Genomic DNA, 16,131 nt, shown 5'->3' with positions numbered 1-16,131 from the left:
CGAAGGGGACTGCCCGATGAGACTGCACCAGCTCACCGTCACCGCGTTCGGCCCGTTCGCGTCCACGGAGCGGATCGACTTCGACCGGCTCACCGCGTCCGGCCTGTTCCTGCTGCGCGGGGCGACCGGCGCGGGCAAGAGCAGTGTGCTGGACGCGGTCTGTTACGCGCTGTACGGCGAGCTGCCGGGGTCGCGCAGGAGCAACGGCGTGCGCAGCGACCACGCCGACCAGGGGCGGCGCACCGAGGTGGTGCTGGAGGCGACGCTCGGCGGGCGCCGGCTGGAGATCACCCGCAGCCCGGAGCAGCTCCGTCCGAAGAAGCGCGGTTCGGGCTTCACCCAGGACAAGGCGCAGACGCTCCTGCGCGAATGGGCGGCGGACGCCGGCGAGGGCGAGCCGGGCTGGGTCCCGGTCAGCCGCTCGCACCAGGAGGCCGGCGAGGAGCTGACCCGGCTGCTCGGCATGAGCCGGGACCAGTTCTGCCAGGTGGTGCTGCTGCCGCAGGGCGACTTCGCGCGGTTCCTGCGCGCGGACTCCAAGCAGCGCGCCGAGCTGCTGGGCAAGTTGTTCGACACCGGCCGTTTCGAGCAGTTGGAGCGGTGGACGGCGGAGCGCCGTCTGCGCCAGGAGCACGAGGTGCAGGCCGGGCGGCAGAAGCTGCGCGACCTGGCGGCCCGCGCCGAGGAGGCGGCCGGTCCGCTCGCGGAGGACGCCGCCGCGCACCGGCCCGGCGAGAACGCCTCCGCCTCGGAGGTGCTGGCCTGGGCGGCAATGCTGCGCGGCACGGCCGCCGAACGCGTCACCGCGACGGCACTGGCGCTCGGCGCCGCCGAGTCGGCCCGCACCCGGGCCCGCGCACACCTGGACGCCCAGCGCACCCTGGCGGACCGTCAGCAGCACTACCGCTCCGCGCTCGACCGGCATCTCCAACTCACCGCCACCGCCCAGGAGTCGGCCGCCGACCGGGCCCGCCTGCGGCTCGCCCTGGCCGCCGAGACCCTGGCCCCCCTGCGCGCCCTGCACCGGGGCGCACTGGCCGCCCACACCGCCGCCACCACCGCCGAGTCCGCGCACACCGCCGAGCTCGCCGCCCGGTCCGCCGCACCGTGGGCCGCCCGGCTGCTCGGCGAGCTCCCGCTCGCCTCGGCGGAGCACGCCCTGCGCACCGAGGCGACCCGCCTGGCGGAGGCCCGCGCGGACGAGCAGCGGCATTCCCATCTTCTGCTTGAGCGTGCCGAGTTGGCCGCCGAGCAGAAGCGGGCGGACGACCTGGCGGAGGAGTCGCAGGACTGGCTGTCCGGTTTCGACGACCAGCTGAAGCAGTTGAACGTCGATCTCGACGCGGCCCGCGACGCCCATGCCCTCCTCGCCCGACTCGACGCCCAGCACCAGGACTTGACGACCCGTCATGGCGCGGCCCGGCGCCACCGCCGGCTGCTGTCCGCTCTGGCCGCCGCCGAGGCGGAGGTCCACACGCTGGCGGGTGCCGCCCTGGACGCCCGGGCCCGCACCCTGGACCTCCAGGAACGTCGACTCGCGGGCATGGCCGCCGAGTTGGCGGCCCAGCTGGCCGCCGGCGAGCCCTGCCGGGTCTGCGGCTCGCCCGAGCATCCGGACCCGGCCCGCCCCTCGGCCGACCAGGTCACCGCCGCCGACGAGCAGCGCGCTCGCGCCGCCCAGCACGCGGCCGAGGGCGAACTCGACGCGGCCAAGCGCCGGTTGAGCACCCTCCAGGTGGACGCCGCGGCCGCCGAGACCGCCTCCGGCGGCCGCTCGGTCGCCGAACTGTCCCTCGCCCTCGACGAGTTGAATGCCGATCGACGCGCCGCGCTGCACACCGCGGAGCAGCTGGTGCCGCTGGGCCAGCAGGTCGAGCGGCTGGAACACGAACGCAGGGCCCGCGACGAGCGGCTGCGGCAGGCGGGCGAGCGCGGCGCCGTCCTCGCGGACCGGCTGGGCACCGTCGCGGCCGAACTCGACGCGCTGGCCGGACGGATCGCCGCCGCCCGGGCCGACGCCCCCTCCGTCGCGGCCCGCGCCGCCGCCGTGGACGCCCTCGCCGGCACCGTCACGGCCGTCCTGGACGCGGCCCGCACCACCACCGAGACCACCCACCGGCTCGCCGAGGCCACCGACGCCCTGGAACGGGCCGCCACCGACGCGGGCTTCACCGACCTGTCGGCCCTCGCCGCCGCCGAACTCCCCGCCCACCAACGCGACGCGCTGCAACGGCGGTTCGAGCAGCTGGACGCCGCCCTGGAACAGGCCGCGGCCCGCCTCGCCGACCCGGACCTGCGCGCGGCCGCCGAACTCCCCCCGGCGGACGCCACCTCCGCGCACGCCGCCGAGGAGCACGCCACGGCCGTCCTGCGCGCCGCCGACACCGCACACGGCACCGCCACCGACCGGGTCGCCGCCCTGGCCCGGATCACCCACGACCTGACCGCCCTGGCCGACGCCTTCGCCCCCGTCCTCGACGCCCACGCCCGGATCAGCCGCCTCGCCGCCCTGCTGGCCGGCGCCCCCGCCGAGAACGCCCTGCGGATGCGCCTGGAGTCCTACGTCCTGGCCGCCCGCCTCGAACAGGTCGCGGCCGCGGCCAGCCAGCGCCTGCTGAAGATGTCCGGCGGCCGCTACACCCTGGTCCACAGCGACGGCCTGGTCTCCGGCACCAAACGCTCCGGCCTCTCCCTCCACGTCGTCGACGCCTGGACCGGCCGCGAACGCGACACCGCCACCCTCTCCGGCGGCGAATCCTTCTTCGCCTCCCTCGCCCTCGCCCTCGGCCTCGCCGACGTCGTCACCGACGAGGCCGGCGGCATGCCCCTCGACACCCTCTTCATCGACGAGGGCTTCGGCACCCTCGACGAAAACACCCTCGAAGAAGTCATGGACGTCCTCGACTCCCTCCGCGAACGCGACCGCGCCGTAGGCATCGTCAGCCACGTCGCCGACCTCCGCACCCGCATCCCCGCCCAACTCCTCATCCGCAAACACCGCCACGGCTCCACCACCCACCACACCACCCACGACGCCCCCTGAGGCCCCACCCCGGCACCGGCCCGGGACATAACTTGCAGCGCATATAACGTGAACCGCATACTTCTCGCGTGACATGGGAAGTCTCACTGCATGAAGCCGTCGACGCCTGGTTCGTCGGGCTGAGCGAGAGCGAGCCCGAGGTAGCCGATCAGGTTGCCGCGGCCATCGACATGCTGGCGGAGCAAGGCCCGACGCTCGGGCGACCACTCGTCGATCGGATCAAGCAGTCCAGACACCACCATATGAAGGAACTCCGCCCTCGGGCCTGCGGGGAGAGTGAGATCCGCATCCTGTTCGCGTTCGATCCGGAGCGGGAAGCCATCCTCCTCGTGGCCGGCGACAAGTCCGGGCAGTGGCACCTGTGGTACGACAAGAACATCCCCATCGCGGATGCCCGATTCGACCGGCACCTCGACGCACTCAAGGAGGGCGAGTAGCAATGGCCAGATCCTGGAAGGACGTCCGGGCCCAGGTCGTCACCGACGAGGACAGGGTGGCGGCGCACCGCGCCAAGCTCGACGCCGAGGTACGTGCCTACCGCCTCGCCGAGATCCGTCGCGAGCAGGACCTGACCCAGACCGAGGTTGCGGAAATGATCGGCGTCACCCAGCCGAACGTCTCGAGGCTGGAGCGCGGCGAGCTCGAAAGCACCTCCCTCGGCACGCTCCGTGAGTACATCGAGGCACTCGGCGGGCAGCTCCGTCTGGTGGCCGACTTCGGGGACCGCCAGCTGCGGATCCGGTAGTCACCTCGCAGGTGCCGCCAGGAAGTTCGCCGCGACTCGGCCCCAACTCCTGATGTCCTCGAGGGTGGTGGCGGTGTGCAGGTGGGCGTTGGGGAGGTGGGCGGCGAGGGTGTGGGCGGTGGGGAGGGGGTGGACGGGGTCGGTGGGCCAGGCGAGGATCAGGGTGGGGTGGGGGAGGTCGCGGAGGCGGTCCGGGGCGGGCAGGTCGGCTTCGGCGGCGGCCCGCAGGACGGACGGCACGAGGTGCTCTGCGGCGTCGAACTCGGTCGTGTACTGGGGGACTTCGGCGAGCACGGCGGGCGGTCCGCCGATCTTCGCGGCGGCCCTGAGCGCGCCCGTGCCGCGCCGCTGCACCAGGTCCGCGGCAGCTCGCAGCCCGGACCGTCGCGGGTCTCGGGCCTCCCAGGCGACGGCGGGGATGGCCAGCACCAGGCGGTCGAACCGTTCGGGCCGGGCGAGCGCGGCCCACAGAACCGTCGCGGTGCCCATGGACGCGCCGAGCGCGGTGACGGGCGCGTCGGGCGAGAGGTGGTCGCAGAGCGCCAGCAGGTCCTCGGCGAGCGCGGGGTAGCTGAAGTCCGCCGGTACGGGCCGGCCCGTGGAGTGCCCGTGGCCGCGCGCGTCGTAGCGGGCCAGGCGGTGGGTCGCGGTGAGCGGCGTCCAGTCGAACAGCAGGGCGCGCCGCTCGTGGGCCCGGCTGGAGAGCGAGCCGTGCGCGTGCACGGCCAACGGGCCGGCGCTGCCGGTGGTCTCGAAGGCGAGTGTGGCGTCGGGGCGCTCCAACAGGCCGGCGACAGGCCGGTCACTCGGCGCAGAAACGGTCATTGACCGATTGTCTGACGGATCATCAGCCGGAGCACGCCGCACGCTGGGCCTGCTGCCAGGTGCAGACCGGGCACAGCGTGGCGCCGGGCGTCTCGGCCGGATACTCGGTCTCCCCGCCGCACAGCACACACGCGGCGCGCTCACCGGGCCCGCCGGGCAGCAGCCCGCGCCGGGCCTGCTCGGGATCGGCGGACACCTCGCAGAGCTGCCCGGTGCTCCTGCTCTCCGACCGCCGCTCCGCCATGCGCCCAGGGTACGTCCCCGCCCTCCGGCGCCCGCCGGTCCAACAGTCAGGGATCAGCCGGCCTGGGAGCAGTGACACCGAACGATCCGCACCCTGACATGCACAGGTCCCACCCCGTGCACCGTTTGCGCGGGTCGGGGCGCGGATCGATCCTGAAAACCGACCGTGTACATCCCATCGTGATCACCTCCGAGGTGCTGCATGACGAACCAGCCGAACGCCACCACCACCTCAGCCCACCCGCCCACCGGCCCGGCCGACCCGCCGCGCACGGCGCCGTCCGAGCCGCCGCCCGGCACGGACCTGCGGCGGTCCTGGTCGCCGCCGGCCGCGCAGGGCATCGAGCTCGCGCACGAGGTCACGGCGTATGCGGGCCGACGGTAGCGAGCGACCATGACGGACCGAACGGCACGTACCGTCCCGGAGTTCACCGCGGCCCTGCACGCCCACTCCGAGAACTACTGGCACAACCATCCCTTCCATCTGCGGCTGCACCAGGGCGGGCTGAGCGAGCCGGAGTTGCGATCCTGGATCGCCAATCGCTGGTACTACCAGAAGTGGCTGCCCCAGAAGGACGCGGCGGTGATCGCCAACTGCCCCGTCCCCGAGGTGCGCCGCCGCTGGGTCAAGCGCCTCGCGGACCAGGACGGCACCGCCCCCGACCAGGGGGGAAACCTCGACTGGCTCGCCCTCGCCGAGGCCGCCGGGCTCAGCCGGAAGGAGGTGCTGGACGAGCGTCATGTCCTGCCGGGCGTGCGTTTCGCCACGGACGCCTACGTGAACTTCGCGCGCACCCGGCCATGGATCGAGGCCGTCGCCGCCTCGCTCACCGAGCTGTTCTCCCCGGACCTGATGCGCGAACGGCTCGCCGCCCTGCGCACCCACTACAAGTGGGTGGATCCCGCCGGCCTCCGGTACTTCGAGCAGCGTCCGGCCGTGGCCGACGCCGACTCGGCCCACGCGCTGGAACTGGTCACCGAATACTGCACGAGCCGTGAGCAGCAGGACGCGGCCCTGGACGCGCTCTCCTTCAAGTGCGACGTCCTCTGGTCGATGCTGGACACCATCGAGCGCGCGACCCCGGCGGGCTGACGAATGACCACGAGGGCGGACGGTCCCTGGCGCCTGCGCCGGGGCGTCCGGCTCGGCCACGACCAGGTGCGGTCCGTCCCGGTGCTGCTGCACCCGGAGGGCGTGCTGCTGCTCGGCGAGACGGCCGCTGCCGTGCTGGCGCGCTGCGACGGCGCCACCGGCACGGCGGCGATCCTCGCCGACCTGGAGCGGGAGTACTCCGGGGTGCGACCGGACGAGGTGCGGTCCTTCCTCGCCTCGCTGGCCGAGCAGTACCTGCTGGAGGAGACCGGCCCGGCCCGCCCGCCCCTTCCGGCAGCCCTTCCCAAGACAGCCGTCCTTCCCGAGACACCGGCGACGCCGCCCCTTGCCGAGCCGCCCGCGCTCCCCGACGGCGACCGGACGGGCCGGCCGTTCGGCCTGCTCGCCGAACTGACCTACCGTTGCCCGCTGCGCTGCGGGTACTGCTCCAACCCGGTCGCGCTCGACTCCTATGCCGACGAGTTGAGCCCGGCCGAGTGGCGGCGGGTCCTCACCGAGGCCCGGGCCCTGGGCGTGCTCCAGGTGCACCTGTCCGGTGGCGAGCCCCTGCTCCGGCGCGACCTGCCCGCACTGGTGGCGCACGCCCAGGGGCTGGGCCTGTACACCAGTCTGATCACCGGCGGGCAGGTGCTCTCCCCGGCCCGGCTGACCGAGCTGGCCGCCGCGGGCCTCGACCACGTCCAGCTCAGCATCCAGGACGCGACGGCCGCTCCGGCGGACGCGCTGGCCGGCCGGCCCGTGCACGCGCGCAAGCTCGCCGCCGCCGGTCTGGTCAAGGCCGCCGGCCTGCCCCTGACGGTCAACGTCGTGCTGCACCGGCGCAACATCGAGCACGTCCCCGCCCTGATCGACCTGGCGGCGGAGCTCCACGCGGACCGACTCGAACTGGCGAACACCCAGTACTACGGCTGGGCCCTGCGCAACCGCGCGGCGCTGCTGCCGACCGGTGCCCAACTGGCGGCGGCCGAGGCCGCGGTGACGGCCGCCCGCGAGCGCCTGGCCGGCACCCTGCAGATCGTCTATGTCGTCTCGGACTACCACGAGAGCTGGCCCAAGCCCTGCATGAACGGCTGGGCCAGCCGCCAGCTCACCGTCGCGCCCAACGGTGACGTGCTGCCCTGCCCCGCCGCCGCGCAGATCCCGGGGCTCGGCGTGGTGGGCGTGCGCGACCGCCCGCTGGCGGACATCTGGTTCGACTCCCCCGCGTTCACCCGCTTCCGCGGCACGGACTGGATGCCCGAGCCCTGCCGCAGCTGCGAGCGCAAGGAGCTCGACCACGGCGGTTGCCGCTGCCAGGCCTTCCAGCTCACGGGTGACCCGGCCGCCACCGACCCGGTCTGCCGCCTCTCGCCGCACCACGCGCTCGTCACCGAGCTGGTCCGAGCCGGCGAGCCGGTCCGAGGCACCGAGCCGGTCCGAGGCGGCGAGCCGGACCCCACCGAGCCTCTGGTGCCACGCGGGGCCTGAGCCGAGAGAGGGAAGCCATCATGCGGCTACGCGTACTCGGCACCGCCGCCGGCGGTGGCCTGCCCCAGTGGAACTGCGCCTGCCCCACCTGCTCCCGGGCCCGCGCGGCCGGTCCGGAGGCCTGGCGGACGCAGGAATGCCTCGCCGTCAGCTGCTCCGACGACGCCTGGTACCTGGTGAACGCCTCGCCCGACCTCCGCGTCCAGTTGCTCGCCGCATCCGGGCTGACCCCGCCGGACGGCACCCGCGACACGCCGCTGCGCGGGGTCCTGCTGACCGACGGCGAGCTCGACCACATCACCGGCCTGCTGGCCCTGCGCGAGGGCGCCGAACTGGACATCCACGCCCCGACACCGGTCTGGCACAGCCTCGGGGAGGTCCTCCCGCTGCGCGGCCTGCTGGCCTGCTACGGCACCTCCCGCTGGCACCGGTTCGACCAGCGGCTCCGTCTCGACGGCGGGCTGACGGTCACCGCCTTCCCGGTGAGCGACAAGCGGCCCCGCTACGCCGCCCACTACGACGCGCCCGGCCCCTGGGCCCTCGCCTACCGCTTCACGGACACCCGGACCGGAGCCTGCGCGGTCTACGCGCCCTCGCTCGCCGACTGGCCGGACGGTTTCGATGCGTTCCTGACGGGCGCCGACTGCCTGCTCCTGGACGGCACCTTCTGGAGCGACGAGGAGTTGCGCCACGTCGCGGGCGAACGCCGCACCGCCCGCGCCTTCGGCCACCTGCCGATCGCCGGGCCGGACGGCACCTTGCGGCGGCTGCGCTCCCACCCGGGCGCGCGGCGCCTCTACACGCACCTCAACAACACCAACCCACTGACCGACCCGGACTCGGAGCAGCACAAGGAGCTCGCGGCCGAGGGCGTGGAGGTCGCCGGTGACGGCATGGAGCTGCGGCTGTGAGCAGGCCGTGGACGCTCCCGTCACCTCGCCGGGCAGTCGCTCGATACGGAGGAGGAAGCACACAATGCCGCAGAACGTGATCGCCCAGGATCCGACCGTCTCGTTCAATCCGATGCGCACCGGCTGGGACGCGAGCCAGCCGCAGCTGGCGCCCAGCAAGGTGAGTGCCGGCAGCTTCGGCCAGCTGTTCTCGACGGCCGTGGACGGGCAGGTCTACGCCCAGCCGCTGGTCATCGGGTCCACCGTGGTGGTCGCGACCGAGAACAACAACGTCTACGGCATCCACGCCGTCACCGGTGCGGTTCTCTGGTCCACAGCACTCGGCCCCGCCTGGCCGTCCTCCGCGATCGGCTGCGGCGACCTGAAACCCAACATCGGCGTGACCGGCACCCCGGTGTACGACGCCTCGTCGGGGCGGGTCTACCTCACCACCAAGGTCAACGACGGCCCGAACGACCACAGCCCGCACTGGTACCTGCACAGCCTGGACGTGGCGACCGGCCACGAACCCCCGGGCTGGCCGGTCAAGATCCAGGGCTCCCCGTCGAACAACCCGAACACCGTGTTCAAGGCGTTCAGCGCGATGCAGCGGACCGGCCTGCTGCTGCTCGACGGCGAGGTCTTCTTCGGCTTCGGCGCACACTGCGACCTGGACGAATACATCGGTTACGTGGTCGGGGTGAAGACGGCGACCGGTGCGCTGCGCATGTGGGCCACGGAGAACGCGGCCAGCAACTCGGAGGCCGGGGTCTGGATGGGTGGCGGCGGCCTGGTCTCGGACGGTCCCGGCCGGATCTACTTCTCCACCGGCAACGGCGTCTTCCCGGCGCCCGGCCCGGGCAAGCAGCCGCCCGGCCACCTCGGCCACTCGGTGGTCCACCTGTCCAGCAACGGGCAGCTCACTCCGGTGGACTTCTTCAGCCCCGCCAACGCGGACAAGCTGGACCTGAACGACCGGGACCTCGGGTCCGGCGGCCCGGTCGCCCTGCCCTCGCCGCCGTTCGGCACCGCGGCCCACCCGAATCTGCTGGTCCAGGTCGGAAAGGACGGCCGGATCTTCCTCCTCGACCGGGACGATCTGGGCGGTCGTGGCCAAGGGCCCGGCGGCTCGGACAGAGCGCTGGCCGTCGCCGGGCCGTTCTTCGGTGTCTGGGGCCACCCGGCGGTCTGGGGCGGCGACGGCGGATACGTCTACGTCCCCGAGAACGACAACAACATCAAGGAGAACGCCGGCCGCCTCCGCGCGCTCAAGTACGGCGTCGACGGCACCGGCACGCCCGTCCTGGCCAATGCGGGCACCAGCAGCGCCGGGATCGGCCACTACCCGGGCTCGCCGATCGTGACGTCCGACGGTACGACCTCCGGCTCGGCGCTGGTCTGGATCGTCTGCGCCGACGGCGGCGACGGCGTCAACGCGCAACTGCGCGCGTACGACGCGGTGCCGGTCAACGGCATCCTGAAGTTGCGCTGGTCGGCGCCGATCGGGACGGCCGTGAAGTTCTCCAAGGTCGGCGTCGGCTCGGGCCGGGTCTATGTCGGCACCAGCGACGGCCATCTGGTCGCCTTCGGCAGCCCGTCCCAGGCAGCCCTGACGGGCAGTCCGGTCGACCTCGGGCAGGTCGCGGTGGGCGCCACCGGCAACGCCACGGCGACGGTCACCGCGGCGCGCAATGTGACCGTCACGGCGATCACCACCACCGCGCCCTTCAGTGCCACGCCCCCGGCCCTTCCGGTCACCCTGAACACCGGAGCCACTCTGGCCGTCCCGGTCGGCTTCGCACCGACCGGGCCCGGCGGAGCGACGGGGACGCTCTCCTTCGCCGTGACGACGAGCGGCGCCGCCGACACCGTCGGCTTCGACCTGCACGGCACCGGCACCCAGCCCGGTTTCGCCGCGTCACCGTCGTCGTTGGACTTCGACGAGCTGCCCACCCAGGCCTCGATGACGACCGGCGTGACCATCACCAACACCGGCACCGTGCCCGAGACGATCGCCGGCACCACACCGTCCTCGCCCCCGTTCACGGTCACCGGCCTGCCCGCGGCCGGCTCCACCCTCGACCCGGGCGTCTCAGTCGCCGTGTCCGTCACCTACGCGCCGACCGTCCCGAGCCCGGCCGGCGGCGACAGCTCGCAGTTCGTCGTCACCGGAGCGGACGGCCTCTCGGTCACCGTCCCGCTCACCGGTACGGCCGTCGTCGGCGCCCCGCACCTGACGATCAGTCCGACCTCGCTCGACTTCGGCCAGGTTCCGGTCGGCGGTTCGCTCGGCAAGAGCTTCGAGATCAGCAACACCGGCAACGTGACACTGAACGTGACCAAGGCCGCACCGCCCACCGCGCCCTTCGCCGCCCCCGACCCGATCACCGAGGGCATGCAGCTCGGCTCCGAGCAGCGGATCCACCAGGCGGTGGTCTTCGCCCCCACCGCCCCCGGCCCGGCCTCCGGTCAGTTCGTGCTCACCGGCGACGACGACCAGGGCAAGCAGCCCGTCCCCTTCACCGGCACCGGAGTCACCAGCGGCAGCGTTTCCCCGCCGAACTCCGGCGGCTGGACGTTCAACGGCACGGCCGGGATCTCCGGCAACGACATCGTGCTCACCGAGACCATCAACGACCAGACCGGATCCGCTCTGTGCAACATGGCCGTGCCCTCCGCGAAGCTGCACGCCCACTTCACGGCCGTCATCGGCGGCGGCTCGGGCGCGGACGGCCTGGCCTTCGTCCTGCTCGACGCGGCCCACGAGACACCGCACTCGCTCGGCGACGGCGGCGGCGGGCTCGGCTACTCGGGCCTGCGCGGCCTCGCCGTCACCCTGGACACGTCCCAGAACGCCAACGACCCCTCGGCCAACTTCGTCGGCCTGGCCACCGGCGGCCACGGCGACGCGCTCAGCTACGCCGCGACCGCCACCGACGTGGGCAATCTGCGCACCGGCACCCACGCCGTGGACGTGCAGGTCACCGGCGGCCGCGTCCAGGTCACCGTGGACGGCCGGCCGGCGATCGACACCACCGTGGCCGTTCCGGCCACCGTCCTGGTCGGCTTCACGGGCGCCACCGGCGGGCTCAACGACAACCACCGCGTCCAGGGGGTGTCGATCTCCTTCTGACGGCCGCTCAGCCGAGGAACGAGAGGCGCAGCGTGCGGTCCGGGTTGTCGCCGTTGGTGTCGATCAGCACGACCGACTGCCAGATGCCGAGCGCGAGTCGCCCGCCCACCACCGGCAGGGTGGCGTGCGGGGCGACCAGCCCGGGCAGCACGTGGTCGCGGCCGTGGCCGGGGGTGCCGTGGCGGTGGCGCCAGCGGTCGTCGGCGGGCAGGAGTTCGCGCAGGGTGGTGAGCAGGTCGTCGTCGCTGCCGGAGCCGGTCTCGATGACGGCGATGCCGGCGGTGGCGTGCGGGACGAAGACGTTCAGCAGGCCGTCGCGCCCGCCGGCGACGTCCCGCAGGAAGTCGTGGCAGCGGTCGGTGATGTCGAGGGCGACTTCCCGGCGGCCGGTGGTGATGTCGAAGGTGGTGGTGTGGAAGGTGTCGGACATGGGGCCATCCTGGCCGATCTTGTGGCCCCGCCCGAAGGGGCGGCCGCCGAACGCCACCCGACCGCAAGGTCCCCCGCCAGGGTGCGCCAGCCTTTCGCAAGCGTGCGCCAGGGCTTCACCGACCGCGCGCGGGAACGCCGAAAGCCCGACGGACCCATGGTCCGTCGGGTTCGTGGCGACGAGCGGCCGGGCCGCCCGTCCTCACGTCGGTGTGCTCAGCCGCGGCTGCCGAACATGCTCCGCTTGAGCCGGCGCAGCGGGGCCATCAGCGAGACCCGCACGGAGCGCCGGGGCACCGCGACGGGGACGCTGGGTCCACGTGGCGTCAGTTCTCTTATCAGGCCGAGTGCTTCCGCCGTGTCCATCGCCGAGAGCGCGGGGGCGCCGAGCACCGCGAGGTGCCGGTCGATCCGGCGGCCGGTGGTGCCCATGCCGCACTGGATCGCGGGCACCCGGGGCCGCGTCCGCACTTGAATCTGTTCCATCTGTTTCCCACCCCTACGAGGCGCCAGGGCCGTGAGGCGAAGACTATCCGGCTATGACGGCCTTCACACAACCGTCCTGGTGTTCTGCCACCGTATCGTGCGAACGGAACCGACGTTCACCGAAGTACGGCGCTCCCGGTCACGACTGCGCATCGGTTGATGGTGCACCATCCAAGCATGACCGGGCGTCAGGCGTCGCGGCGGCCTCAAGAGTTCAGAAATTGAACACATACGAGGGATTGACGCCGCCGGAACCTCCAAGCAGTATCTGTATCGACACGGGATCACGGGCCTCACCCACCCCTTACCCGGTCGGATGAGTTCGAGTATGAATGAATCACCTGCTCATCACATGACAGGCTTCCGGCACCACAGAGAGTCACTCGCGGCCGTCTCGACGCTGCGGCGGCCCGACTCCGGTGTGGTGCACGGACCGGCGGTCGGCCGTTGAGGGTCGGCCGGACCGCCAACCGGACTGCCGGTGCCGCCGCTGACACGGCGCGGCACCGGCGGTCGCGTTCTTGGCAGTGAGCGCCGCCCGCGGCAGACCCCCACCACCTGCGCCCTGGGTGCCGCGGTCCGGCCGCGCCCGGGGCCTGCCCGTAGGCGCTCGGTAGAGTGGGCGGGGACCGGGCGATCTGCCGGAGCCACCCAATCCCTTCGCGGAGTGAACGCACGTGCCACCCCTGCTCAGCATCGTTCTGCCCGTCCACGGCGTGGAGCGCTTCCTGCCGCAGTGCCTGGACTCGCTCCGGGCCGACGGTGCCGCCCCCGGCGAGGTCGAACTGATCGCGGTGGACGACCGCTCCCCCGACCGCAGCGGCGCCCTGCTGGACGCGCACGCGGCCGGCGACCCCCGGATGCGGGTCCTGCACCTCGCGGAGAACCAGGGCCTGGGCGGCGCCCGCACCGCCGGCCTCGCCGAGGCCACCGGCACCTACGTCTGGTTCGTCGACAGCGACGACTGGCTGCCCGAGGGCACCATCGACGCGATCCTCGCCGAACTGCGCGCCGAGACCACCCGCGACCTGCCCGCCGACGTGCTGCTCACCGACTTCACGCACGTCTACCACGACGGCGGCGAGGAGCCGAACCCCTGGCGGCACGTGCTGGCCGGCTCCCCGCTGGTCTCCGGCTGCACCGCCGCCGAGCACCCGGCGCTGTTCAACTCGGTGCTCGCGGTGTGGAACAAGGTGATGCGCCGGCAGTACCTGCTCGACCTGGACGTGCACTTCGGCCGCGGGTACTACGAGGACATCTCCGTCACCTACCCGCTGCTGCTGGCCGCCGACCGGCTGGTCTACCTCGACCGCCCCTGCTACCGCTACCGGCGCGGCCGCCCGGGCGCCATCACCGCCACCGCCTCCGCCAAGCACGCCGACGCCTTCGCCCAGTACGACGCGATCTTCGCCTTCCTGGACCGCAACGAGCGGGCGAACAAGCTGCGCACCCTGGTCTTCGACCGCACCGTCAAGCAGGCCCTGACCATCTACGACTCCCCGGGGCTGGTCCCGGTCGAGCTGCGCGCCGAGTTCTTCGCCCGGATCACCGGCCACTTCGCCAAGCACCGCCCGGCCGGCTACCGCTTCCCGTCCGGCGTGCGCGGCATCCAGTACCGGCTGGCCGCCCGCGGCTCCCGCCGCGCCTACGCCGAGCTGCGCCGCGGCGGCCGCCTGCCGGGTGCCGTCAAGCGCGGCACCAGGGCGGTGGCGCCCGGGGTGAAGAAGGCGATGCGCAGCAGCGCCCGGTTCACCGCGTACAACGCGTTCCGGCGGCTTCCGATAGACGAGCACCTGGCGGTGTACGCGGCGTACTGGCATCGCGGGTACGCCTGCAACCCGGCGGCGATCTACGAGAAGGCCCGGGAGCTGGCCCCGCAGGTGCGCGGCGTGTGGGTGGTGGAGAACGCGGCGCGGGCCGCGACGCTGCCCGAGGGGGTGCCGTACGTGATCGTCAACACCCCGGCGTACCTGAAGGCGATGGCCACCGCCAAGTACTTCGTCAACAACGTCAACTTCCCGCACACGATGGCGAAGCGGACCGGCACGGTGCATGTGCAGACCCAGCACGGCACGCCGCTGAAGGCGATGGGGATGGACCTGCGGGACCACCCGATCGCGGCGGACGGGATGGACTTCGAGCGGCTGCGCGAGGCGGTGGCGCGCTGGGACTACCTGGTCTCCCCCAACCCGCACACCAGCGAGCACTTCGCCCGGGCGTTCCCCGGCACGTACCAGACCCTGGACACCGGCTACCCACGCAACGACCGCCTGGTGCACGCCACCACGGAGGAGTGCGCGAAGGTCCGCCGCGAGCTGGGCATCGCCCCCGGGCAGCGCACCGTGCTGTACGCGCCGACCCACCGCGAGTCCCGGGGCGGCTACCTGCCGCTGCTGGACCTGCCCGCGCTGGCCGAACGGCTCGGCTCCGGCTGGACGGTGCTGGTGCGCACCCACTACTTCCACGACGGCGGCGCGGGCGACCTGACGGCGCTCCCGGGCTCGGCCCGGCTGCTGGACGTCTCCGACCACCCCTCGGTGGAGGACCTGTACCTGGCGGCCGACACCCTGGTCACCGACTACTCCTCGATGATGTTCGACTACGCGGTGCTGGACCGGCCGATCGCCGTGTACGCCCCCGACTGGGAGGAGTACCAGCAGGTCCGGGGCGTCTACTTCGACCTGATGAAGGAGCCACCGGGCGCGGTCGCCACCGAGCAGGACGCGCTGACCGAGGCACTGCTCGCGGGCGACCCGGAGCCGACCGCCCGGCAGCGTTTCCGCGAGCGGTTCTGCCCGTGGGACGACGGCCGGGCCGCGGAGCGCGTGGTCAGCCGGATCTTCCCGGTCCGCAAGTAGCGCCGGCGGTTGTCTCACCTGGTGGGCGCGGGCTTTCCCACCAGGTGGGCGTGACGAGGATCGCAGTGGCGTGATGACGCCGGGTGGTGGACGGGCGGCCGGTGCGATGTCGTAGTCTGCGGTTCGAACCCAGTGGTCCGACCTCCGTCCGAGCCGCGTGCCTCGCCCCTCGGCGGGCACTGCCCTTGGGCCCCGGGCGGTCCGACCTTCGGCCAGGGAGGGCCAGTTGATCGACCTCGTCACCAAGCTCGTGCTCAAGCCGCTCGCACGCGCCCTCTACCGGCCGACCATCGAGGGCCTGGAGAACGTGCCGCGCAAGGGCGGGGTGATCCTGGCGAGCAACCACCTGTCGTTCGTGGACAGCGTGGTGATCCCGCTGGCCGCGCCGCGTCAGGTGTTCTTCCTGGCGAAGGCCGAGTACTTCACCGGCACGGGCTTCAAGGGCGCGGTCTCCCGGTACTTCTTCACCCACGTGATCAACGCCGTCCCGGTGGAGCGCGGCAGCGTCCGGGCCGCCACTGCCTCGCTGGAGGAGGGGCTGGAGATCCTCAGCTCCGGCCGGGCGTTCGGCATCTACCCGGAGGGCACCCGCTCGCTGGACGGCCGCCTGTACCGCGGCAAGACCGGCGTCGCCTGGCTGGCGCTGACCGCCGGCGTGCCGGTCGTCCCGGTCGCGCTGGAGGGCTCGCAGCACATCCTCCCGGTCGGCAGCCGCATCCCGCGCCTGCGCAGGATCACCGTCAAGTTCGGCGAGCCGCTGCGCTTCGACGCCCTGCACGGCCAGGCCCGCTCCGCGAAGGTCCGCCGGCAGGTCACCGACGAGGTGATGGCGGCCATCCACGCCCTCTCGGGCCAGGAGCTGGCCGAGCAGTACAACGAGTCCCCGAAGGCCGCCTGA

General features: G+C 73.0%; 14 protein-coding genes. 10 read left to right on the top strand and 4 right to left on the bottom strand.

Annotated features, from left to right (window positions below; genetic code table 11):
- Positions 1-16: 16 nt before the first annotated feature.
- The 3 genes from ACFV18_RS19230 to ACFV18_RS19220 all read left to right on the top strand — a co-directional run bounded on the left by ACFV18_RS19230 (position 17) and on the right by ACFV18_RS19220 (position 3,788).
- Positions 17-3,043 (top strand): AAA family ATPase, encoded by a 3,027-nt coding sequence (locus ACFV18_RS19230; RefSeq protein WP_380484667.1) that lies wholly within the window; start codon positions 17-19, stop codon positions 3,041-3,043.
- A 68-nt stretch (positions 3,044-3,111) separates the two neighbouring features.
- Positions 3,112-3,480, top strand: coding sequence for a type II toxin-antitoxin system RelE/ParE family toxin (locus tag ACFV18_RS19225; RefSeq protein WP_380484665.1), 369 nt, complete (start codon positions 3,112-3,114; stop codon positions 3,478-3,480).
- 2 nt (positions 3,481-3,482) lie between these two features.
- Positions 3,483-3,788 carry an XRE family transcriptional regulator gene (locus ACFV18_RS19220; RefSeq protein WP_380484663.1) on the top strand — a complete coding sequence of 102 codons (306 nt, stop codon included), beginning with the start codon at positions 3,483-3,485 and terminating at the stop codon, positions 3,786-3,788.
- Here the strand turns inward: ACFV18_RS19220 and ACFV18_RS19215 are convergent, their stop codons facing one another.
- Both ACFV18_RS19215 and ACFV18_RS19210 read right to left on the bottom strand, forming a co-directional pair.
- Entirely contained in the window at positions 3,789-4,613 is an 825-nt protein-coding gene (locus tag ACFV18_RS19215; RefSeq protein ID WP_380484661.1) for an alpha/beta fold hydrolase, read from the bottom strand. It lies immediately after the preceding gene.
- A gap of 22 nt (positions 4,614-4,635) precedes the next feature.
- Positions 4,636-4,857, bottom strand: coding sequence for a hypothetical protein (locus tag ACFV18_RS19210; protein WP_380484659.1), 222 nt, complete (start codon positions 4,855-4,857; stop codon positions 4,636-4,638).
- A gap of 201 nt (positions 4,858-5,058) precedes the next feature.
- Here ACFV18_RS19210 and ACFV18_RS19205 point away from each other — a divergent pair, with 201 nt between their 5' ends.
- From ACFV18_RS19205 to ACFV18_RS19185, 5 genes are all read left to right on the top strand, one after another.
- Positions 5,059-5,241, top strand: a complete 183-nt coding sequence (locus tag ACFV18_RS19205; RefSeq protein ID WP_380484657.1) for a hypothetical protein — start codon at positions 5,059-5,061, stop codon at positions 5,239-5,241.
- 9 nt (positions 5,242-5,250) lie between these two features.
- Entirely contained in the window at positions 5,251-5,949 is a 699-nt protein-coding gene (pqqC, locus tag ACFV18_RS19200; RefSeq protein WP_380484655.1) for a pyrroloquinoline-quinone synthase PqqC, read from the top strand.
- A gap of 3 nt (positions 5,950-5,952) precedes the next feature.
- Positions 5,953-7,437, top strand: coding sequence for a pyrroloquinoline quinone biosynthesis protein PqqE (gene pqqE, locus ACFV18_RS19195; RefSeq protein ID WP_380484653.1), 1,485 nt, complete (start codon positions 5,953-5,955; stop codon positions 7,435-7,437).
- 20 nt (positions 7,438-7,457) lie between these two features.
- Positions 7,458-8,348: a pyrroloquinoline quinone biosynthesis protein PqqB gene (pqqB, locus tag ACFV18_RS19190; RefSeq protein WP_380484650.1), complete on the top strand. Its 891-nt coding sequence runs from the start codon at positions 7,458-7,460 to the stop codon at positions 8,346-8,348.
- Between the two features lie 64 nt (positions 8,349-8,412).
- Positions 8,413-11,460, top strand: a complete 3,048-nt coding sequence (locus ACFV18_RS19185; RefSeq protein WP_380484648.1) for a choice-of-anchor D domain-containing protein — start codon at positions 8,413-8,415, stop codon at positions 11,458-11,460.
- Between the two features lie 7 nt (positions 11,461-11,467).
- Here ACFV18_RS19185 and ACFV18_RS19180 read toward each other — a convergent pair whose 3' ends face one another.
- Both ACFV18_RS19180 and ACFV18_RS19175 read right to left on the bottom strand, forming a co-directional pair.
- Positions 11,468-11,890 (bottom strand): YjbQ family protein, encoded by a 423-nt coding sequence (locus tag ACFV18_RS19180; protein ID WP_380484646.1) that lies wholly within the window; start codon positions 11,888-11,890, stop codon positions 11,468-11,470.
- A 215-nt stretch (positions 11,891-12,105) separates the two neighbouring features.
- Positions 12,106-12,375 (bottom strand): hypothetical protein, encoded by a 270-nt coding sequence (locus tag ACFV18_RS19175; protein WP_380484644.1) that lies wholly within the window; start codon positions 12,373-12,375, stop codon positions 12,106-12,108.
- A gap of 677 nt (positions 12,376-13,052) precedes the next feature.
- Between ACFV18_RS19175 and ACFV18_RS19170 the strand changes: the two genes are divergently transcribed.
- Complete coding sequence (locus tag ACFV18_RS19170) at positions 13,053-15,233, top strand: CDP-glycerol glycerophosphotransferase family protein (protein WP_380484643.1); 2,181 nt, start codon at positions 13,053-13,055, stop codon at positions 15,231-15,233.
- A gap of 226 nt (positions 15,234-15,459) precedes the next feature.
- Entirely contained in the window at positions 15,460-16,131 is a 672-nt protein-coding gene (locus ACFV18_RS19165; protein ID WP_380484641.1) for a lysophospholipid acyltransferase family protein, read from the top strand.

Source organism: Kitasatospora sp. NPDC059673 (genome assembly GCF_042734215.1).
Lineage (GTDB): Bacteria > Actinomycetota > Actinomycetes > Streptomycetales > Streptomycetaceae > Kitasatospora.
This window is presented reverse-complemented; position numbering and strand designations above follow the sequence as displayed.